Raw genomic sequence first — 20,659 nt, 5'->3', positions numbered from 1 at the left:
CGTTTTTTGCGCAATTAGAGAGTCGCAGGAATGAAGCCGTGTACCTCCCGTTATCTGCTCCTTGCCGCATTTTCACTGCTGCTGGGCGCCTGCCAAAGCACACCGCCCGCCGCCCCTGGCGCTCCGGATGCGCGCGCTGCGGCCATCGCACAGCTGGAGCAAAACCTGGCCAGCAGCGAATTGGCCACGGCCGAAGACCAGCTTGCGGCCTTGCAGGCGCAGGCGCCTGACGACCCGGCGCTGGAGCCTTATCAACGCCAATTGGCCGAAGCCTATTTGCAGCGCAGCCAGATCGTGCTGCAAAAAGGCGATGTCAACGCTGCCGCAACGGCATTGAGCCGTGCCCGGGCCTTGATGCCCAAGGCTCCCGCCCTCACCGGCGGCGTCAATAGCGCCATTGCCCACGCCCGTAAAGCCGAACTGGACAAAGCCGAAGCAGCGCTGAAAGCGGCGGAAGCCCGGCCACCCGCCAAGGTCATCGACCCGGCGGCCGAAAGCACTACCGTCGCGCTCAACCTCACGGATATTTCGAAGCTTCGTCATCAATTGGATGCGATTGCCACCGATGTGGTGAATTATCAGTGTGATGTCAGCATCCAGGCGCCACGCACCCAGGATTACCCGTGGCTGGCCACGCTGTTGACCAAACGGGTGAAACGAATCGATCCAGGGTACGACCTGAAGATCCACCGGCAGATTCTGAAACACATCCCGGCGCAGGTGGTGTTGATTCCTCGCAAGGTCGAATGACGCCTGCGCAGGCAAACCAGCGCCTACAGCTGAATATCCTTCAACTGTAGGCACCGGCGGCCTGGCAAATCACCCCTGCATCAGGCCGGAATCGCCTTCGCCTTAGGCTCACGATCCCAGACCCGATGCTGGGCAATCGCCGCAAAGAACGCCTTGAACGCCTTGGCGTCCCCGCCGACGATCAACCCGGCGTCCGTCTCCAGCTTCAACAGATCCAACAATTGCTTGGCCTCACCGGCCAACGTAATCGCTTTCAGGTGCTTGTAGGCCTCCAGCACGTAATGCAGAGCGACCCCATCCCCACTCAGGGTTTTCACCGAATCGGCACCGCCCGGGACAAACACCGCATCGAACGCAATAGAAGGCATGCCTTCCATGGACGCATCCACCGGCAGCACCTTGCCATCGGCGGTGGTGACCGGCGCCGAGGTCGGCCCGAGCAACTTGGCGTGTGCGCCTTCTGCTTCAAGCGCCTTTTTCAACGCTGAAATAACCGCGCCATCCACGCCGTTCGCGGCCAGGATCGCGACTTTACGGGTTTTGATATCGCCCGGCAGCAAATTGGCCTGGCTCAACGCTGGAGAGCGCTCGGGCTTGGTATTACGCTCCGGGACCGTGCCTTGGGTCGGCACTGGCAGCCCGAGATTCTGGGCAACGCGCTTGGCCAGTTCCAGATCGATATTGGCCAGAATTTCGTTGACCTGGCGGGCACGAATAAACTCACGCTCCACCTTGCCCAACTCGAAACTGTAGGCCGCGATGATGTGCTCTTGTTCATGCTTGCTCATGCTGCGGAAAAACAGCCGCGCCTGAGAAAAGTGATCGCCGAACGACTCGCTGCGCTCACGGATCTTGTGCGCGTCAATCCGCTCCGGATAGGACTCGAACCCACCGTCCTGCGCCGCTGGCGGTGTTTCCTTGGGCCAACCGCTGTCGATGGAGTTTGGCTCGTAAGCCGCCCGGCCCTTGTCGATAGTGGAGCGATGCATGGCGTCGCGCTGGTTGTTATGGAGCGGCGTCACCGGCTGGTTGATCGGCAACTGGTGAAAGTTCGGCCCGCCCAGTCGGCTGATTTGCGTATCGGTGTAGGAAAACAGCCGGCCCTGCAGCAACGGATCATTCGAGAAGTCGATGCCCGGTACGATGTGCCCGGGACAGAACGCGACCTGCTCGACTTCGGCGAAGAAGTTGTCGGGGTTGCGGTTAAGCACCATTTTGCCCAGCGGGGTGATCGGCACCAGTTCTTCAGGAATCAGCTTGGTAGGGTCAAGGATGTCGAAGTCGAACGCGTGTTCCTTATCTTCAGGAATCACCTGCACCCCCAGTTCCCACTCAGGGTAATCACCGCTCTCAATCGCTTCCCAGAGATCGCGACGATGGTAGTCGGTGTCTTTACCTGCAAGTTTTTGCGCTTCATCCCACACCAACGAACAGGTGCCTGCAGTCGGGCGCCAGTGGAACTTGACGAAGTTGGACTGGCCTTGCGCATTGATCAGGCGGAAGGTGTGAACGCCAAAACCCTGCATGCTGCGTAGGCTTTTTGGAATCGCCCGGTCAGACATGGCCCAAATCACCATGTGCGCCGACTCCGGCTGCAGCGAGACAAAATCCCAAAATGTATCGTGGGCCGAGCCACCAGTAGGAATTTCGTTGTGTGGCTCAGGTTTTACCGCATGCACGAAGTCAGGAAACTTGATCGCATCCTGAATGAAGAACACCGGCATGTTATTGCCCACCAGATCGAAGTTGCCTTCTTCGGTGAAGAACTTCACGGCAAAACCGCGTACATCGCGCACGGTATCACCCGAGCCACGTGGGCCCTGAACCGTGGAGAAGCGCGCAAACACCGGGGTTTTGTGCGCAGGATCGCGCAGGAACCCGGCCTTGGTCAGCGCCGAATGGTTTTCATAGCTCTGGAAGTAACCATGGGCGCCGGTACCCCGGGCATGGACGATGCGCTCCGGAATCCGCTCATGGTCAAAATGCGTGATCTTTTCACGCATGATGAAATCTTCGAGCAGCGAAGGGCCGCGGGATCCGACTTTCAAGGTGTTCTGGTTATCGGCGATTTTCACGCCCTGATTGGTTCGCAGCGCTTGGCCCGTGGCGTCGGAACGGAAGGTTTCCAGGCTTTGCAGCTTGGTATTGGTGTTGCCACGATCCAGTGTGTCGGTGCCCGCCAATTCACTCTTGGACGGGGCCACAGGTTTTTTAGTACTCATCAGACAAAAACTCCTCGCTTGCATTGGCCAAGGCGGTCCCCCGGCTCTGTTCGAGCAAAACCCAGGCACGGCACCTGGGAATCGAGTTGCTTAAGTAATGACTTGCGGGGTTTTGTACCGTTCCTTTTTTATGACCTTTGATCGCGTTATTGCCAAATCGCTGGTTGAATGCGAAATAAATGCTAAGAAACGCTATACGGACAGGCTAAAATGCGCGCCCGGCTAACCGCTGATCCCTTTTTAATGCGCCCCACAAGGTTCGCTACGTGATCGAGTTTCATAACGTCCATAAAACTTACCGGGTCGCCGGTAAGGATATTCCCGCATTGCATCCCACCAGCCTGCGGGTCGAAAACGGCCAGGTGTTCGGCCTGATTGGTCACTCTGGCGCGGGAAAAAGTACCCTGCTGCGTCTGATCAACCGCCTTGAAGAGCCCACTGGCGGCCAGATCAAGGTCGATGACGAAGAAGTCACCGCCCTGGACGCCAACGGCCTGCGCCGTTTCCGCCAGCAGGTCGGGATGATTTTCCAGCACTTCAATCTGCTGGCCTCCAAGACCGTCGCCGACAACGTGGCATTGCCGCTGAAACTGGCGGGCGAGTTGTCGCGCGCTGAAGTCGATGAACGCGTGGCTGAGTTGCTCGCCCGCGTCGGCCTGTCGGACCACGCGAAGAAATACCCGGCGCAGTTATCAGGCGGCCAGAAGCAGCGTGTCGGCATCGCCCGCGCCTTGGCCACCAAGCCGAAGATCCTGTTGTGCGACGAAGCCACCAGCGCGCTTGATCCGCAGACCACCGCGTCGGTTCTGCAACTGCTGGCCGAGATCAACCGTGAGTTGAAGCTGACCATCGTACTGATCACCCATGAGATGGACGTGATCCGCCGTGTGTGTGACCAGGTCGCGGTGATGGATGCCGGCGTGATCGTCGAGCAAGGCAGCGTGGCCGAGGTGTTCCTGCACCCCAAACACCCGACCACCAAGCGCTTCGTGCAAGAAGCCGAGCAGGTCGATGAGGGCGAGCAGCGCAATGACTTCGCCCACGTGCCGGGGCGCATCGTGCGCCTGACGTTCCAGGGCGACGCGACCTACGCGCCACTGCTGGGGACCGTCGCCCGCGAAACGGGCGTGGACTACAGCATCCTGGCCGGTCGTATCGACCACATCAAAGACACTCCCTACGGGCAACTGACCCTGGCCATTACCGGCGGTGACATGGAAGCGGCCTTCGCTCGCTTCACCGCGGCCGATGTCCACATGGAGATCCTGCGTTAATGGACGGTTTACTGCATTACTTCGACCAGGTTGACTGGGCCGACATCTGGGTTGCCACTGGCGACACCATGCTGATGCTCAGCACCTCGCTGTTCTTCACGGTACTCATCGGCCTGCCGCTGGGTGTGCTGCTGTTTCTGTGCAGCCCGCGACAGTTGCTGGAACAGAAAGCCACTTATTCGATACTGGCCTTTGTGGTTAACGCCATACGTTCCCTGCCTTTTATCATCCTGCTGATTGTGATGATTCCCACCACTGTCTTTCTTACGGGAACCTCCCTGGGTGTGGCGGGGGCGATTCCACCGCTGGTGGTCGGTGCCTCGACATTCTTCGCGCGCCTGGTGGAAACCGCCCTGCGCGAAGTCGATCGCGGCATCATCGAAGCCACGCAAGCCATGGGCGCGACGACCCGGCAGATCATCGTCAAAGCGCTGCTGCCCGAGGCACGACCCGGCATCATCGCCGCAATCACCGTCACGGCCATCGCCCTGGTCGGGTATACCGCCATGGCCGGCGTGGTCGGTGCCGGTGGCCTGGGTGACCTGGCCATTCGTTATGGTTATCAGCGCTTTCAGGACGACGTGATGGTTGTGACTGTGGTGATGCTGATTGTTCTGGTGCAAATTCTGCAAACCGTCGGCGACAAGCTGGTGGCGCATTTCTCTCGAAAATAACGGCCATTGCCGACCTGACGTCGGCCTGCCCGAACAAGGAGCTTGTTGGATGAAAAAACTACTGGTTGCTTTCGCCGCCGTTGCCGCGTTTTCCGCCCACGCCGAGACCCTGACGGTCGCCGCCACACCGGTGCCGCACGCCGAGATCCTTGAGTTCGTCAAGCCAGCACTGGCCAAGGAAGGCGTGGAGCTGAACGTCAAAGTCTTTACCGACTACGTTCAACCGAACGTGCAAGTGGCCGAAAAACGCCTGGATGCCAACTTTTTCCAACACCAGCCGTACCTGGATGAGTTCAACAAGGCCAAGGGCACGCACCTGGTGAGCGTTGCCGGCGTGCATCTGGAACCCCTGGGCGCCTACTCCAGCAAGTACAAGACCCTGGACGAGCTGCCAAGCGGCGCCAACGTGGTGATCCCGAACGACGCCACCAACGGCGGCCGCGCACTGTTGCTGCTGGCCAAGAACGGCCTGATCACCTTGAAGAACCCGACAGACATCCTGTCGACCATCAAGGACATCACCGCCAACCCGAAAAACCTCAAGTTCCGCGAACTGGAAGCCGCCACGCTGCCACGCGTACTGACCCAGGTCGATCTGGCACTGATCAACACCAACTACGCCCTCGAAGCCAAGCTGGACCCTGCCAAGGACGCCCTGGCGATCGAAGGCAGCGACTCGCCTTACGTCAACATCCTGGTGACCCGCGAGGACAACAAGGATTCGGACGCCGTGAAGAAGCTGGTCGCAGCCCTGCACACGCCTGAAGTGAAAAAATTCATCGAAGATAAGTACAAAGGCGCGGTCAAGCCCGCGTTCTGATCGATCTCCAAGCCCCTGGAGATCAAAATGTGGGAGCGGGCTTGCTCGCGATTGTGGTGTATCAGACACGTATAAGGTGACTGACACGCCGTCATCGCGAGCAAGCCCGCTCCCACATTTATGCCCGCTCGGCTTAGTTACGCTGCAACAACCCCGGCAACTGCGCCACCAGCTTCTGGTTATTCAGCGGCGCACGGATAAATCCACGCTGCGTCCCGTCCGGCCCGATCAGCGCCAGGTTGCCGCTGTGGTCTACGGTGTAGTTGGGCTTGCTGGTGTCCGCCGGAATGAACGGAATACTCACCGCATTCGATACCTTCTGCACCTCCTCCACGTTCGCGCCGGTCAGGCCCAAAAACTGAGGGTCGAAGTAGCCAAGATACTGCTTGAGTTGCGTCGGCGTATCGCGATGCGGGTCAACGCTGACCAAAACCACCTGCAACTTATCCACAACGTCCTTGGGCAGTTCACTCTTGATCTGCCGCAGTTGGGCGAGGGTGGTCGGGCAGATGTCCGGGCAGAAGGTGTAGCCAAAGAACAACAGGCTCCACTTGCCTTTCAACTCGCTGACCAGCACCGGCTGGCCGTCCTGGTTGGTCATGGTCACAGGCGGTAACTGACGACTTTGCGGCAGCAGGATAATGCCCGCGTCGATCAACGCCGTTGGATCACCCTGGCCTTTGCCGGACAGTACTTTGTTGACGGTCAGGCCCATGACCAATGCCACAAGGGCCACCAGAATAAAGACAGTTTTTTGAGTTCGAGTCATAGGTTCAACAGTAAGTAGTGATCTACAAGCAGCGCGATAAACAGCAGGAACAGGTACCAGATAGAGTACTTGAAGGTGTTGATCGCCGCGTGCGGCCGACTGCCACGGTACAGCACCCAGGCCCATTGCAGAAAGCGCCCGCCCAGGACCAACGCAGATCCCAGGTATAACAATCCGCTCATGTGGATGACATAAGGCATCAGACTCACAGCCAGCAACACACAGGTGTACAGCAGGATATGCACCTTGGTGTAGTGCTCGCCGTGGGTCACCGGCAGCATCGGAATATCAGCCTTGGCATATTCCTCCTTGCGATGAATCGCCAGGGCCCAGAAGTGCGGCGGCGTCCAGGCGAAGATGATCAGCACCAGCAACAATGGCTCCGCGCTGACATGACCGGTCACCGCGACCCAGCCCAGCAACGGCGGCGCCGCGCCGGCAAGGCCGCCAATCACGATATTTTGCGGCGTCGCACGCTTGAGAAAGCCGGTATAGATCACCGCGTAACCCAGCAGCGAAGCCAGCGTCAGCCATGCCGCCAAGGGATTGGTGAACGTCAGCAGCAACGCCAATCCTGCCACCGCCAGCGCCAGCGCAAAGGTCAGGGCGGCGGCAGGCGAAACACGGCCTTCCGCCAGCGGGCGCTTGTGCGTACGCGCCATCAGCGCATCAATGCGCCGGTCCACCACATGGTTGACCGCCGCCGCGCCGCCGGCACACAGCGCAATGCCCAGGTTGCCGAAGATCAGCACCGGCCATGGCACGCCGGCCCGGGTGGCGAGAAACATGCCCACCAAGGAGGTGATGAGCATCAGCACCACCACTTTGGGCTTGGTCAGTTCCAGGTAGTCACGCCAGGTCGCTCGACTGTCACGCGCCTCGGTCAAGGTCGCCATGGCATCTCTCCTTTGAGGGTAATGAGGCCCGATACCTGTTTACGCGGGCTGAAGCGCCAACCGAGCGGCACGTGATGACGCACCCGAACCAGGCTGGTACGCGCGTGATAATTGACCAGCACCAGGGTCAGCAGCAACGCGGCACCGCCTGCGTTATGCGCGACCGCCACGGGCAGCGGCAGGTGGAAGTACACATTGCTCAGCCCCAGGGCGATTTGCGCAGCCAGCGCGACCAGCAGCAGGCCAGCCAGGCGCGTCATGCCTACCGTCTTGAGTTGCCAGGCCAGCCCCAGCAGCGCCAGCGTCACCACCAACGCGCCCATGCGATGGGTCAGATGAATCGCCGTGCGGGCCTCGCTGTCCAGTTGTCCGCCGAGGTAGTTGGGCCCGATGTGCTGGGTCAGATGAAAACCATTGGCAAAATCTGCCGCCGGCCACCATTCACCGTGGCAGGTCGGCAAGTCGATACAGGCCACTGCCGCATAGTTGGAACTGACCCAGCCGCCGAGGGCGACCTGCCCGATGACCAGCACCAACCCGGCCGTCGCCCAATACTGCAAGCGTCGGGGCACGATCAACGCCGGCAACACGCCGGACAGGCGCAGCGTCAGCAAAAACAGCAGGCTCAAGGTCGCAAAGCCGCCCAATAAATGCCCAGTGACCACTTGCGGCCAGAGCTTGAGCGTGACCGTCCACATGCCAAAGATCGCCTGGGCAAACACCACCGCCAGCAGAAACAAGGGCAGCTTCAACGGCTGCCCCGGATGACGTCGGTGGGTCCAGGCACGCGTGGCCAGCAGGGCGATCAGCAGCCCCAGCGTGCCCGCCGCGTAGCGATGAATCATCTCGTTCCAGCCCTTTTCGGCCTCCACCGGCGTATCCGGGAAATGCAGTTCGGCATGGGCCAGTTGGGCCTCGCTCTTGGGCACGCTGATAAAACCGTAGCACCCTGGCCAATCCGGGCAACCGAGGCCGGCATGGGTCAGCCGGGTGTAGGCCCCCAGCAACACCACCACTAACGCCAGCAAAGTGGCAAACAACGCGAGGCGAAATCCAGGCTTGGCCATGACGATGCCCTTATCCGATATTCGACAGTTTCAGCAGATGGCGCAGGTCGTTCAGCAAGTCCTTGCCCTTGACCTGGGCGTCGTAGCGCAATACCAGATTGCCGTGGGGATCGACGATCCACAGTTGCGCATCTCCCGGCGCGGCGGCGTTCTGCTTGAAGGCCGGCAACGCCAGCGGGTAGCGCTGCAATTGGGGGTATTCGATGTTCAGCTTGGCTTCGTACTCGGCACTGACCGGCTGCGCGCTGGCCAAGGCGTGGCTGGCGCGCGAGGCATCTCGACCGAGGCCGATCTGCAATTGGCGCGCGAGGTACACCAGTTGCTGGCAATCGGCAGCGCAGGCGGTGGGGGCGGTGACCAGCAGTTGCCAACGCTCTTCGTTTGCCTGGACGCCGATATCGGCGCGGGTCTGGCCGTTGCCAATCAACTGCCCGTGATAACTGCGACCGTCCGGCACCCAGAACTGCAACTTGTACATAAAGGTGGCCAGTACCATCGGACCGATCACCATCAGCACGATCAAGATCAGTTGCCAGCGCCCCTTGCGCCGGTCGGGCGCGGCGCGTGTGTCAGACATGCTGGGTGGATTCATGGCTGTTCCCATGGTGCTTCTCCCTTGCGTTGTGCCATCCGAGGTAGAGGTAAAGACCGCACAGCGCCAGCGCCATGGCGAACCACTGCACGGCATACCCCACGTGTTTTTCCGGCCCCATGGCCACTACCGGCCAATGGGTTTCGTAAGTCGCCGGGCCGGCTTCGGCCCGCAGCTCATAGGCCAATCCGTTGCGCCCAAGCTCCGCCCACAAGGCCGCCGGATGCAGCGCGGTGAGCAAGCGCGGCCAGGCGCCGCCGTCAGGATCGGCGTGCAGTTGAAAGGTCTCGCCGGGGGCCACATACACCCACGCCTCCAGACTCGAGGGTTGCGCCGGCGTGGTGAAGGCGGGGGGCACGCGCCGGTCCGGCCAAGGCAGCCAGCCGCGATTGAGCCACAGCCAGAGGCCGCTGGCCTGATCGTGAAAGGGTTGCAGCAACTCCACGCCCGCCTTGCCATCGCGCATCCGGTTGTCCAGCAGCACGCTGTGCTCGGCGTCGAACGCTCCACGTAGATGCACCCGCCGAAAGGCCGGATCCAGCGTTTCCTGCAATTGCTCAGCGCTCACCGGTTCCGCGGCCCTGCGCTCGGCGTAGTTTTCCAGCAGCGCCTGTTTTTCCTGGCCCCGAGATAATTGCCAGAACCCCAGACTCACCATCAGCGGCAGCAACACCAGCACCACCAGCGTCGGCGCAATCCCCGGGCGAAAGCGTTTCATGGCATTGCCACAGAGGTCGCTGGTGCGCTGGCTATACTGAATCTCATTGCCCGCCCCTCCCAAAAAGAGCCCAGGAGCCTGACCATGCTCAAAGCCGCTATTGCCCTGATGCTGATCGCTACCGTTGTGAGCCTGTTCAGTGGCTTGTTTTTTCTGGTCAAGGACGAGGGCAACTCCAACCGCCTCGTCACTGCCTTGACCGTACGTGTCACGCTGGCCGTGATCACCCTGGCATTGATCACCTGGGGTTTCTTCAGCGGCCAACTGGTCTCCCATGTCCCGTGGTAACGAGGCGCCGGGACAAAGCGCTTCACAGTACGTAAACGAAGAAAAACAGGCCGATCCACACCACGTCCACAAAGTGCCAGTACCAACTGGCCGCCTCGAAGCCGAACTGGTGCTCGGCATTGAAATGCCCTTTCAGCACACGCATCAGCATCACGAACAGAATGATGGTGCCGATGGTGACGTGAGCGCCGTGAAAGCCGGTCAGCATGAAGAAGGTCGCGCCGTATACCCCGGAGCCTAATGTCAGGCCCAGCTCCTTGTAGGCGTGGACGTATTCCTCAACCTGGAACCCAAGAAATGCCACACCCAGCAACACCGTGAGCGCCAGCCAGATTTTCAGCGCGCCACGATGGCCCTTGCGCAACGCATGGTGGGCGATGGTGATGGTCACGCTGGAACTCACCAACAGAATGGTGTTGACCAACGGCAAGCCCCACGGGCTGATGGTGCCTTCGGGCGCGGGGAAGAGTTTCGGGTCCGGGTTGTTGAGCAGCGGCCAGGCGAACTCGAAATTCGGCCACAACATATGCGCAACGCCTTTCGATCCTTCGCCGGCCAACCAGGGCGCGGACAAATGGCGCACGTAAAACAGCGCGCCAAAGAATGCGATGAAAAACATCACCTCGGAAAAGATGAACCAGGACATGCCCCAGCGAAAGGAACGATCCATCTGCGCGCTGTAGAGGCCGGCGCGGCTCTCCTTGATCACCGCGCCGAACCAGCCAAACATCATGTAGGCCAGCAACAGGCCGCCGACGAAAAAGATCAGCGGGCCATTTGATTCAGGGCGTGCCGCCTTGAGGTCGTTGAACCACAGGCCCAGGCCATACACGCTGATCAACATGCCGAACGTGGCAATTATCGGCCATTTACTTTGCGCTGGTACGTAGTACGTATCATGATTCGACATGTATTCGTTCTCCTAATCGAGCCCGCAGGCACGCCTAGCCGCCGGTATGGACAGCCACGGGCGGTTGGCGCGCGGTGATATCGAACAGCGTGTAAGCCAGGGTCAAGTGCTTCACATTCAAGGGCATGTCGCGGTCGACAATGAAGCGCACTGGCATCTCGATCCGCTCCCCTGGCTGCAGCACTTGCTGGGTAAAGCAGAAACACTCGGTCTTGTGGAAGTACATCGCCGCTTCCGCCGGGGAAATACTCGGGATCGCCTGCGCCGTCATCGGTTTGTCGGTGGGGTTGAAGGCGACAAACACCATCTCGTTGACCGCGCCGGGATTGACCACCACTTCGTCAGCCGTGGAATGAAACTCCCAGACCATATCCACTGCATTGGTGGACAGAAACTGCACCCGCACCTGCCGCGACTGATCGACCACCTGCGAGCCCTGGTACTGCCCGGCCGTCTTGCCGTTGATGCCAAACGCGCTGCACATCACGTCATAGATCGGCACCAGGGCAAAGCCGAAAGCGAACATCGCCAGCACCAGGATCAACAGGCGCGTAATCAGGCGTCTGGTCGGCAGGGGTTCAGCCATGGGCGCCTCCCTTCCGGATATTCATTTGACCTCCGGCGGGGTGGTGAAGGTGTGGTACGGCGCGGGCGAGGGGACGCTCCATTCCAGCCCCTCGGCGCCATCCCAGGGTTTGGCCGCCGCCGGCTGACCGCCGCGGATGCATTTGATGACGATGAACAGAAAGAAAATCTGCGTGGCGCCGAACATGAAAGCGCCCACCGACGACACCATGTTGAAGTCGGCGAACTGCAGGTTATAGTCCGGCACCCGACGCGGCATGCCCGCCAGCCCAACGAAGTGCATCGGGAAGAACGCCATGTTCATCCCCACGAATGACAACCAGAAATGCAGCTTGCCCAGGGTTTCGTCGTACATGTGGCCGGTCCATTTCGGCAGCCAGTAGTACGCCGAGGCGAAGATCCCGAAGATCGCCCCCGGCACCAGCACGTAATGGAAGTGCGCGACCACAAAGTAGGTGTCGTGGTACTGGAAGTCCGCCGGGGCGATGGCCAGCATCAGTCCGGAAAAACCACCGATGGTGAACAGGATCACAAAGGCCACGGCAAACAGCATCGGCGTCTCGAACGTCAGTGACCCCTGCCACATGGTGCTGACCCAGTTGAACACCTTCACCCCGGTGGGCACTGCGATCAGCATGGTTGCGTACATGAAGAACAACTCGCCCACCAACGGAATGCCCACCACAAACATGTGGTGGGCCCAGACGATGAACGACAGGAAGGCAATGCTTGCCGTGGCGTAGACCATCGAGGTGTAGCCGAACAGCGGCTTGCGCGAGAACGCCGGGATGATCGCGCTGACGGCGCCGAACGCCGGCAGGATCATGATGTACACCTCGGGATGACCGAAGAACCAGAACACGTGCTGGAACAACACCGGATCCCCCCCGCCGGCGGCGCTGAAGAAGCTGGTGCCGAAGTGAATGTCCATCAACATCATCGTCACGCACCCAGCCAGCACCGGCATCACCGCGATCAGCAAGAACGCGGTGATCAGCCAGGTCCAGACAAACAGCGGCATTTTCATCAACGTCATGCCCGGCGCACGCAGGTTGAGAATGGTCGCGACCACGTTGATCGCCCCCATGATCGAACTGACGCCCATCAGGTGAATGGCGAAGATGAAAAAGGTCACGCTTTCCGGAGCGTAAGTGGTGGAGAGCGGGGCGTAGAACGTCCAGCCGAAATTCGGCCCGCCACCCGGTGAAAACAACGTCGATACCAGCAACAGGAATGCCGCGGGCAGCAGCCAGAAGCTGAAGTTGTTCATGCGCGGCAACGCCATGTCCGGCGCACCGATCATCAGCGGGATCATCCAGTTGGCCAGGCCGACGAAGGCCGGCATCACCGCGCCAAACACCATGATCAGGCCATGCATGGTGGTCATCTGGTTAAAGAATGCCGGCTCCACGATCTGCAGGCCCGGCTGGAACAACTCGGCGCGAATCACCATGGCGAAGGAACCGCCGAGCAGGAACATGGCGAAACTGAACCACAGGTACATGGTCCCGATGTCTTTGTGGTTGGTGGTCAGTACCCAGCGCATCAGGCCCTTGGCGGGACCGTGAGCGTGGTCACCGGCATGACCGTGGTCATCGATCACAGTGCTCATGGCCTTTCTCCTGCAAACGAGTGGGCGGGACGGTTCAGGGAATACGCAATGAAGAAAGTCATTTGCTCTCCGCCTGTTTAAGTTCCAGCACGTCTTTCGGGGTAACCATGTCGCCTTTGTTGTTGCCCCACGCATTACGTTCGTAGGTCACCACCGCCGCAATATCGACTTCCGAGAGTTGCTTGCCGAAGGCGGCCATCGCCGTGCCGGGCTTGCCGTGGTAGACGATGCCCAGGTGATCTTCCTTCGGCCCCGTGGCAATTTTCGAGCCCTTGAGCGCCGGGAACATCGGTGGCAGGCCTTGGCCTTCAGCCTGGTGACAGGCGACACAAGCGGTGTGGTAAACCTTGTCGCCACGGGCGACGAGTTCCTCGAGCGTCCACTCTTTGGAGGTCAGCTCCTTGAGCTTGGCGGCCTCCTGCTTGCGCTCGCCCAGCCAGGCGTCGTAGTCGGCCCTGGATTTGACCTCGACCACGATGGGCATGAAACCGTGGTCCTTGCCGCACAGTTCGGCGCATTGGCCACGGTAGATCCCAGGCTTCTCGACACGGGTCCAGGCTTCATTGACGAAACCGGGGATGGCATCGCGCTTGACCGCGAAGGCCGGCACCCACCAGGAGTGGATCACATCGGCCGCAGTCACCAGGAAGCGCACCTTGGCGCCCACCGGCAGCACCAATGGCTGATCGACTTCCAGCAGGTAGTGCTCGCCCTTGTCGGCCTTGTTTTGAATCTGTTCGGCGGGGGTGGCCAGGTTGCTGAAGAACTCGACGTCCTGGCCCAGGTATTTGTAATGCCATTTCCACTGGTAGCCGGTGACCTGGATATCGATATCCGACTCACTGCTGTCGTAGATGTTGATCAGGGTCTTGGTCGCCGGAATGGCCATGGCTACCAGAATCAGCAGGGGCACGACGGTCCAGAGGATTTCCACCGTGGTGCTCTCGTGAAACTTGGCCGCCACCTGACCGGTGGAGCGTCGATGGACAATCATCGACCAGAACATCGCGCCAAACACGATGATGCCGATCACCACACAGATCCAGAATATGGTCATGTGCAAATCGAACACAGCGTGACTGACTTCAGTGGCCCCTGGCGCCATATTCACCGTCCAGGCGGCCTGCGCCTGGCTGAATACTGACCACAAGAGTAGGCCCATCCAAACATGTGGATGTCGCGTCATTGCGGGTTCCCCTTATCGTTCTTGTTATCCCGCCGGTGTGCACCTGCGGCCAAGGGGGCGGCTTCCAAACTGCTTGCATCCGCCAAGCCTTGCCTGCTTATGCAGTCGGGCGTCATCAGCTAATCGCGTACAAACCCGAGTATAGCCAGCGACTGCGACCCCGCAATGTGGGAGGGCAAATCAATAAAAAATGACCAACGGTGCAGATCAGACAAGGGATTGAACGCCTATCCGACGAACGATGGCATTTCGATATAGCGAACGCACATAAGCATGAAATAATTATGACAAATGCGTCTGAGGGGCCCGTATAAACGAGCTACCTTATGCAGTCCCCTTTCCCGTGCCTGTATTTCTGGAGCTTTCATGAACACCGCCGCATTGCGCGAGCAGATTTCCCGTGCCCATCAACACGAAGCCAGCACTCACCAGCTTGCCCGGCAGCTGGAAGCAAAATTGCCCCATCTGCATTCGTCCATTTCACTGGCTGAACAGGATCGTAACGGGGTGATGACGCGCTTCGTCGCGGCCTACATCGATCTGGTCCCGGACTTGCTGGATGCCGCCAATGAAGTCGCCCGCGAAGCGGGTATTGAAAGCCAGATAAAACCAGTGCTGAAAATTGCCGAACATTTCTTCCTGCAACCCCCTGCGATCCTCGCCGGCCATGAAGGCCTGGACAGCTTGCTGGATGAGGCTTACCTGGCCCACAGGCTGGTAGAAGAGGTGAACGATTTGTATATCAAGCACTTCAGTCAGCCGCTGATTCCAGCGGATACCACCGTCGCCAATCTGATCGCGCATCAGTTGATCGGCGAAGACTTTGCCAACCAATTGGATGAAGCCGTACACCTGGCGGTCGATGAAATGCTCGACGAGGACAGCTTTGCCCTGGAGTCGGTTGAAGCCTATCGCGACACGCTCAAGAGCCCCGACACCGAAGCGGCGTGGAAGCGCTGGCCGTGCCTGTCGCGACAGCTCGGCGTGGAGTTGGAGCTGGATCAGCCAGCGTAATTTCCCGATCACGCTCCTGTAGGAGCATAGGGCTCTACACAACGTTCAGAATCTGGTGAGTTTCCCCGTGGCGAGCGGGCTTGCCCCGCGTAGGGCTGCGAAGCAGCCCCAGTAAGCCGAATGCGGTGTATCAAATACTCCGTAGCGGCTGATTTTGGGACGGCTTCGCAGTCCAACGCGGGACAAGCCCGCTCGCCACAACAGCCCTATCTGCTCAAATTGTGTAGATAACTATGCTGCAGGAGCGAGGGGTTCAGGCGGCCGCCGAGCCAATCCCGGTGTTCGTCCGCACCCGGCCTTCCAACCTGCGCTTCAAGCCTCGCGCCTCAATCACCAACGTCGAGCCCTTCGCCGCATTGGCACGGCCCCATTCCTCCAAAAGCTCCAGACAGGAATGGTCGATGTAACTCAGGTTATTGAGTGGTACATGCACGGTAGTCCCCGTGGGTACCGTCGACAATACTTGGGTCAACGCGGGCACTTTCAGAAAGGTCGCTGCACCGCTCAGGCGCAGCTCCATCTCGCCCTCCTGAGGCAAGTCGATCAGGCTGACTTTTAGCCGGGAGGCCTTGAATGCCAGCTTGAGCAATGTCAGCCCAAAGCCCACCAGCACACCCGTGAGCAGGTCGCTGAAGATGATGGCCAAGGCCGTGGCCGCATAGGTAAACATCGGCATCCGACCATAACGAGCCAGCCCCCGGAACGCCTTGAGATCCACCAGCTTGACCCCGGTATACACCAGCACACCCGCCAGGCTTGCCACCGGAATACTTTGCAGCACGCTGGACAGCAGCAACACAAAAGCCAACAGCCACACGCCGTGGAACATCGCTGACAACCGCGTGGTCGCACCCGCCTGGACGTTAGCCGAGCTGCGCACGATCACGCCCGTCATGGGCAACGCTCCGACCAGACCACACAGCATGTTGCCTACGCCCTGGGCGGACAATTCCTTGTCGAAATCCGAGCGCTGGCCGCTGTGCATACGGTCAACCGCCGCTGCTGACAGCAGGGTTTCGGCGCTGGCGATAAAGGCCACCGCGAAGGCTGCGATCAACAGATTCGGATCAGCCAGGTTCAGCAGGTCGCTGGGGCGCAGCCAATCGATGGCTTCAGCGAGGTTTTCCGGTACTTCAACGCGCTTGACCTGCAACGCCAGCGCCAGGCTGGCCGCCGTCGCCAAACCCACGCCGAGCAACGCTCCCGGCACAAAACGCAGTTTTTGCGGACGGAATTTATCCCACAGCCACATCACCAGAATCGTCGACAGCCCGAGCAAACCGGCTTGCCAACCGAGCCCGCCACCCAGCGCGGGAATAGCCTCGGCCAAGGCGGCGGGGAAGCCTGCGAGGTTATCCAGCCCGGAGGGTTTCGGTGCCGCATCCAGCATCACATGGACTTGCGACAGGACAATCAGCACCCCGATTCCCGCCAGCATTCCGTAGACCACCGCCGGGGCGGTCACGCGGAACCAGCAGCCGAGCCGCAAGCGTCCGGCGACCAGTTGCAGGAAGCCCGCCAGCAGCAGGATCGGCCCGAGCATGAGCATGCCATGCTGGCGCACCAGCTCGAAAACCAACACCGCCAGACCGGCTGCGGGGCCGCTGACTTGCAGTGGCGATCCCGCCATCCAACCGACCACCAGGCCACCGATGATCCCAGTGATCAAGCCTTTGGCCGGTGGCATGCCCGAAGCGATGGCGATCCCCATGCACAATGGCAGGGCGACCAGAAACACCACCACGGACGCTAACAGCTCCCGTGGCAATACAGCTTTCAATTGAGCAGCACGCATAATGACTCTCCCGAGGCATTCGCCGGGCGTGACAACGCCTGGCTGCGTTATGGCAGCCATCGCGTTACCCGGCGGGGAAGGGTTTTAGAAGCGCGCTTTAGGCGTCGCCGAAGGGATCGAATCGGTGCCGCTCAACGGTCGGAACGCCGACAGATCCGCATCGTAGGCCCGAATTTCACTGGTCTCGATGTTGTAGATCCAGCCGTGGATAAACAAATGACCGTTGGCCATGCGCGACGCCACCGACGGGTGGGTGCGCAAATGCTGCAACTGAGCGATGACGTTCTCTTCGGTCAGCACCTTCATGCTTTCGCCTTCATTGGCGCAGTCGCAGTTGTCCTGGACCATGGTCTTGGCGACCTCGGCGTGGCGCAGCCAGGCCTTGACGGTCGGCATTTTCTCCAGGCTCTGGGGATTGAGCACCGCGCGCATGGCGCCGCAATCGGAGTGGCCACACACAATGATGTGCTGCACGCCCAAGGCCAGTACCGCGTACTCGATGGCCGTGGAAACACCGCCGTTCATTTGCCCGTAGGGTGGCACCACGTTGCCGACATTACGGGTCACGAACAAGTCGCCGGGGGAACTCTGGGTAATCAGTTCTGGAACGATGCGCGAATCGGCGCAGGTGATAAACATCGCCCTCGGGCTCTGGGCCGTGGCGAGTTTCTTGAAGAGTTCTTCCTGCTGGGGAAAGACCTCGTTATGGAAATGCATAAAACCATCAACGATATGTTGCAGCGCTGCATCGGCGGACTCCGCCTGGTGAGGGGCTGAAGCCGACGCAGCCAACGGCTGTTTATCCTTGTCACTCATGATTCATCCTCTTGGTTGGAGCGGGGGAGTCTTCCCGTTCAGTTCGACACATCGCCAGCGAAATAGTTGAAAACCACTCACCCAGCGACGCCGACTCGTTAGTCACTCGATGAACAAGGTATCCGCCGAAACTTAACTCAAACTGAATAAACCGCTCTATCTCGCGGGTTTCATTGATATCAAAACGCGACTATCCGCGCTGCCAAGAGCACGCATTTGCGCCAGTCTACAACAATGCCATCTGCCTGCCGGGGGGACAAAACGCCGTGCAATCCAGGTTAAAACCTTCCCGGCGATTAAGCCCCAAACGCTTGATCGCCTTGGCAAAGCGTTGCGCCAGCAGATCGGCGAATGGCCCTTCACCGCGCATGCGTATACCGAAACGACTGTCATACACCTCACCACCACGCACCTGGCGCACCAGACTCATCACATGGGCCGCGCGTTGCGGATAATGGGCCGCCAGCCATTCCTCGAACAGCGGCGCCACCTCGAGCGGCAGGCGCAACATCATGTAGGCCGCGCTCTGCGCGCCAGCAGCGTGGGCCTCGGCCAGCAGGCTTTCCAACTCGCTGTCGTTGATCATCGGAATCATCGGCGAACACAGCACGCCCACCGGGATCCCCGCTTCACGCATCACCCGAATGGCCCGCAACCTGGCCTTGGGCGCTGCCGCCCGGGGTTCCAGAATGCGCTTGAGCTCATCGTCCAGGCTGGTAAGGCTGATCATCACCGCCACCAGACGTTGCCGAGCCAGTTCCGTCAGCAGATCAAGATCGCGCAGGATCAGCGAGCCCTTGGTAATAATCGTCACCGGATGCCGGTAGCGCAGCAGCACTTGCAGGATTTGCCGGGTGATCGTGTGCTCCCGCTCGATGGGCTGGTACGGATCCGTGTTGGCCCCCAGGTTGATCGGCGCACACACATAACCCGGCTTGGACAGTTGCCGTTCCAGGACCTCGGCGGCGTTGCTCTTGGCGATCAAGCGGGTTTCAAAATCCAGACCAGGTGACATGTCCCAATAGGCGTGGCTGGGTCTTGCGTAGCAATAAATGCAACCGTGCTCGCAGCCTCGATAAGGGTTGATGGAGCGGTCAAACGGCAGGTCGGGCGAGGTGTTGCGGGTGATGATGGTCTTCGCCGTCTCAAGCCGCACTTCGGTGCCCTGGGTCGGCGGGACCTCCTGATACCAACCGTCGTCCTCGACCACGCTGAGGGTGGGCGCGAAGCGATTGTGCAGATGGGTGCCGGTGCCTCGCCCCCGGGGCGGCAGAGGAGTGGACATGAAAGCGCCTCTATACTGTTTTTTTATACAGTACAGAGGCGCAGGGTATCTGACCAGTGCCGTTGAGCGGCAAAAACCGAATCAGTGCTCCGTCGTCACTTGCCCCAGGTCATCGCCGGAGGTCGTGTGCTTGTCGCTGCTACGCAGGTCCGCCACGTCGCTGGCGTTCACCGACGCGCCCTGGTTGCCCCAACTGCCACGGATGAAACTCACCACATCGGCCACCTCCTGATCCGACAGCCGCCAGGCAAAGGCCGGCATGGTGAAGGTCGATGGCGCGGTGTGAGTCGCCGGCAGCGTGCCGCCGTTCAACACGAGGTTGATCAGTGACGTGGCATCTGCCGTCTGCACCACCGGGTTGCCCGCCAGCGCCGGGAACACCCGGGTATAGCCATGGCCATCGGTACGGTGGCAGGCCGCGCAGTTGTCGATGTACACCGCAGCGCCCGGCTTGCGGTCGTCGCCGTTCCACAATGCCTCGGCCACCTGCTTGTCGTACCGGTGCGGCTGATCGTTGGGGTCCACCGCCGGCAGGCTCTTGAGGTAACGGGCGATCGCCGTCAGGTCGTCTTGCGACATGTATTGCATGCTGTGGACCACCACATCGCTCATGCCACCAAATACCGCACTGCGATCGCTGCGACTGGTCTTGAGAAACTGCACCAACTGCTCCTCGCTCCAACTGCCGAGACCATCCTTGTGGTCACCGCGCAGACTTTTGGCGATCCAGCCTTCCAGTGGCGCACTGCCCGACAGAAACGCGTTGCCGTCAGTCGCGCTCAGGGCTTTTTCCTGCATGGTCAGGGCGCGCGGGGTGTGGCAGGCGCCACAGTGGCCCAGGCCTTCCACCAGATAGGCACCGCGACTGAGCACCGGATCCGCACCCGCCGGGGCCTGATAATCCGCGACCTCGGGCGCAAACATCCAGCGCCACGCAGCCAGCGGCCAACGCATGCTCAAGGGCCAGGGGATGTCGCTGTCCTTGTTCTCCTGGGCCACCGGCTCCACGCCTTTCATGAAGTACGCGTACAACGCCTGCATGTCGGATTCGCTGACGCGAGCGTAAGACGGATAAGGCATCGCCGGGTAAAGGGTACTACCGTTTTTGGCGACGCCATGTCGCACAGCCTTGTCGAAGTCTGCAAAGCTGTAGTCTCCCAGGCCGGTTTTGTCCGGGGTGATGTTGGTGGAGTAAATCACCCCGATCGGGGTTTCCATCGGCAGGCCACCGGCAAAGGGTTTGCCGTCCTTGGCGGTGTGGCAGGCCACGCAGTCACCGGCGCGGGCCAGGTATTCACCTTGTTTGATCAGGTCGGCTTCAGCGGCGCTCACCGAGCAACTGCTGAACAGGGCCAGAGAGGCGATAACAAGTGCTTTCATGGTCGT

Annotated in this window: 20 protein-coding genes; 6 read left to right on the top strand and 14 right to left on the bottom strand. The window is 60.3% G+C overall.

The features are described 5' to 3' along the window. The first annotated feature begins 30 nt into the window (after positions 1–30). Positions 31–750 carry a PA5502 family lipoprotein gene (locus AC6CIA_RS17015; RefSeq protein ID WP_498313613.1) on the top strand — a complete coding sequence of 240 codons (720 nt, stop codon included), beginning with the start codon at positions 31–33 and terminating at the stop codon, positions 748–750. An 80-nt stretch (positions 751–830) separates the two neighbouring features. Here AC6CIA_RS17015 and katE read toward each other — a convergent pair whose 3' ends face one another. Next, the gene (gene katE, locus AC6CIA_RS17010) at positions 831–2,972 is read right to left on the bottom strand and encodes a catalase HPII (RefSeq protein WP_498313611.1); all 2,142 of its coding nucleotides are present in this window, start codon (positions 2,970–2,972) and stop codon (positions 831–833) included. A 266-nt stretch (positions 2,973–3,238) separates the two neighbouring features. Here katE and AC6CIA_RS17005 point away from each other — a divergent pair, with 266 nt between their 5' ends. Genes AC6CIA_RS17005 through AC6CIA_RS16995 form a run of 3 tightly spaced genes read left to right on the top strand, consistent with a single transcriptional unit; the run spans position 3,239 to position 5,740 of the window. Then, positions 3,239–4,246, top strand: a complete 1,008-nt coding sequence (locus AC6CIA_RS17005; protein ID WP_339529513.1) for a methionine ABC transporter ATP-binding protein — start codon at positions 3,239–3,241, stop codon at positions 4,244–4,246. Next, complete coding sequence (locus AC6CIA_RS17000; protein WP_498313608.1) at positions 4,246–4,920, top strand: methionine ABC transporter permease; 675 nt, start codon at positions 4,246–4,248, stop codon at positions 4,918–4,920. Before AC6CIA_RS17005 ends, AC6CIA_RS17000 begins: the two co-directional genes overlap by 1 nt. 49 nt (positions 4,921–4,969) lie before the next feature. Continuing rightward, complete coding sequence (locus AC6CIA_RS16995) at positions 4,970–5,740, top strand: MetQ/NlpA family ABC transporter substrate-binding protein (RefSeq protein WP_498313606.1); 771 nt, start codon at positions 4,970–4,972, stop codon at positions 5,738–5,740. Positions 5,741–5,873: 133 nt separating this feature from the next. Here the strand turns inward: AC6CIA_RS16995 and AC6CIA_RS16990 are convergent, their stop codons facing one another. From AC6CIA_RS16990 to AC6CIA_RS16970, 5 genes are read right to left on the bottom strand one after another with little or no spacing between them, the layout of a single operon-like run. Next, positions 5,874–6,509: an SCO family protein gene (locus AC6CIA_RS16990; protein ID WP_498313604.1), complete on the bottom strand. Its 636-nt coding sequence runs from the start codon at positions 6,507–6,509 to the stop codon at positions 5,874–5,876. Continuing rightward, on the bottom strand, positions 6,506–7,405 hold the full coding sequence (gene cyoE / locus AC6CIA_RS16985) for a heme o synthase (RefSeq protein WP_339529517.1): 900 nt from the start codon (positions 7,403–7,405) through the stop codon (positions 6,506–6,508). The genes AC6CIA_RS16990 and cyoE overlap by 4 nt, the downstream gene beginning before the upstream one ends. Further along, complete coding sequence (locus AC6CIA_RS16980; RefSeq protein WP_498313601.1) at positions 7,393–8,472, bottom strand: COX15/CtaA family protein; 1,080 nt, start codon at positions 8,470–8,472, stop codon at positions 7,393–7,395. Before AC6CIA_RS16980 ends, cyoE begins: the two co-directional genes overlap by 13 nt. A 10-nt stretch (positions 8,473–8,482) precedes the next feature. After that, positions 8,483–9,076 (bottom strand): PA_0111/PP_0108 family redox-active disulfide protein, encoded by a 594-nt coding sequence (locus tag AC6CIA_RS16975; RefSeq protein WP_339529519.1) that lies wholly within the window; start codon positions 9,074–9,076, stop codon positions 8,483–8,485. Further along, complete coding sequence (locus tag AC6CIA_RS16970) at positions 9,042–9,782, bottom strand: SURF1 family protein (protein ID WP_498313599.1); 741 nt, start codon at positions 9,780–9,782, stop codon at positions 9,042–9,044. Before AC6CIA_RS16970 ends, AC6CIA_RS16975 begins: the two co-directional genes overlap by 35 nt. Before the next feature lie 84 nt (positions 9,783–9,866). Between AC6CIA_RS16970 and AC6CIA_RS16965 the strand changes: the two genes are divergently transcribed. Beyond that, the gene (locus AC6CIA_RS16965) at positions 9,867–10,070 is read left to right on the top strand and encodes a twin transmembrane helix small protein (RefSeq protein WP_084378431.1); all 204 of its coding nucleotides are present in this window, start codon (positions 9,867–9,869) and stop codon (positions 10,068–10,070) included. Between the two features lie 22 nt (positions 10,071–10,092). Here the strand turns inward: AC6CIA_RS16965 and AC6CIA_RS16960 are convergent, their stop codons facing one another. From AC6CIA_RS16960 to coxB, 4 genes are read right to left on the bottom strand one after another with little or no spacing between them, the layout of a single operon-like run. Further along, positions 10,093–10,980, bottom strand: coding sequence for a cytochrome c oxidase subunit 3 (locus AC6CIA_RS16960; RefSeq protein ID WP_339529522.1), 888 nt, complete (start codon positions 10,978–10,980; stop codon positions 10,093–10,095). 34 nt (positions 10,981–11,014) lie between these two features. Then, positions 11,015–11,566, bottom strand: coding sequence for a cytochrome c oxidase assembly protein (locus tag AC6CIA_RS16955; RefSeq protein ID WP_498313597.1), 552 nt, complete (start codon positions 11,564–11,566; stop codon positions 11,015–11,017). Between the two features lie 21 nt (positions 11,567–11,587). Continuing rightward, entirely contained in the window at positions 11,588–13,177 is a 1,590-nt protein-coding gene (ctaD, locus tag AC6CIA_RS16950) for a cytochrome c oxidase subunit I (RefSeq protein WP_339529524.1), read from the bottom strand. Positions 13,178–13,235: 58 nt separating this feature from the next. Beyond that, positions 13,236–14,363 carry a cytochrome c oxidase subunit II gene (coxB, locus tag AC6CIA_RS16945; protein WP_498313595.1) on the bottom strand — a complete coding sequence of 376 codons (1,128 nt, stop codon included), beginning with the start codon at positions 14,361–14,363 and terminating at the stop codon, positions 13,236–13,238. Between the two features lie 366 nt (positions 14,364–14,729). Between coxB and AC6CIA_RS16940 the strand changes: the two genes are divergently transcribed. Beyond that, entirely contained in the window at positions 14,730–15,377 is a 648-nt protein-coding gene (locus tag AC6CIA_RS16940) for a hypothetical protein (RefSeq protein WP_339529526.1), read from the top strand. Positions 15,378–15,630: 253 nt separating this feature from the next. On the opposite strand, the gene AC6CIA_RS16935 is transcribed toward AC6CIA_RS16940, so the two are convergent. The 4 genes from AC6CIA_RS16935 to AC6CIA_RS16920 form a co-directional block, all read right to left on the bottom strand. Then, on the bottom strand, positions 15,631–17,172 hold the full coding sequence (locus AC6CIA_RS16935; protein ID WP_498313593.1) for a SulP family inorganic anion transporter: 1,542 nt from the start codon (positions 17,170–17,172) through the stop codon (positions 15,631–15,633). A gap of 84 nt (positions 17,173–17,256) precedes the next feature. Next, positions 17,257–17,988 carry a carbonic anhydrase gene (locus AC6CIA_RS16930; protein ID WP_339529528.1) on the bottom strand — a complete coding sequence of 244 codons (732 nt, stop codon included), beginning with the start codon at positions 17,986–17,988 and terminating at the stop codon, positions 17,257–17,259. 226 nt (positions 17,989–18,214) lie between these two features. Next, positions 18,215–19,273, bottom strand: a complete 1,059-nt coding sequence (locus AC6CIA_RS16925) for a PA0069 family radical SAM protein (protein WP_498313591.1) — start codon at positions 19,271–19,273, stop codon at positions 18,215–18,217. A gap of 81 nt (positions 19,274–19,354) precedes the next feature. Further along, positions 19,355–20,653, bottom strand: a complete 1,299-nt coding sequence (locus AC6CIA_RS16920) for a c-type cytochrome (RefSeq protein ID WP_498313589.1) — start codon at positions 20,651–20,653, stop codon at positions 19,355–19,357. Positions 20,654–20,659: the final 6 nt, after the last annotated feature.

The organism is Pseudomonas sp. GQ91, assembly GCF_059758795.1.
Note: the sequence above shows the minus strand (reverse complement) of the source record. Positions and strands in the feature narration are given on the sequence as shown.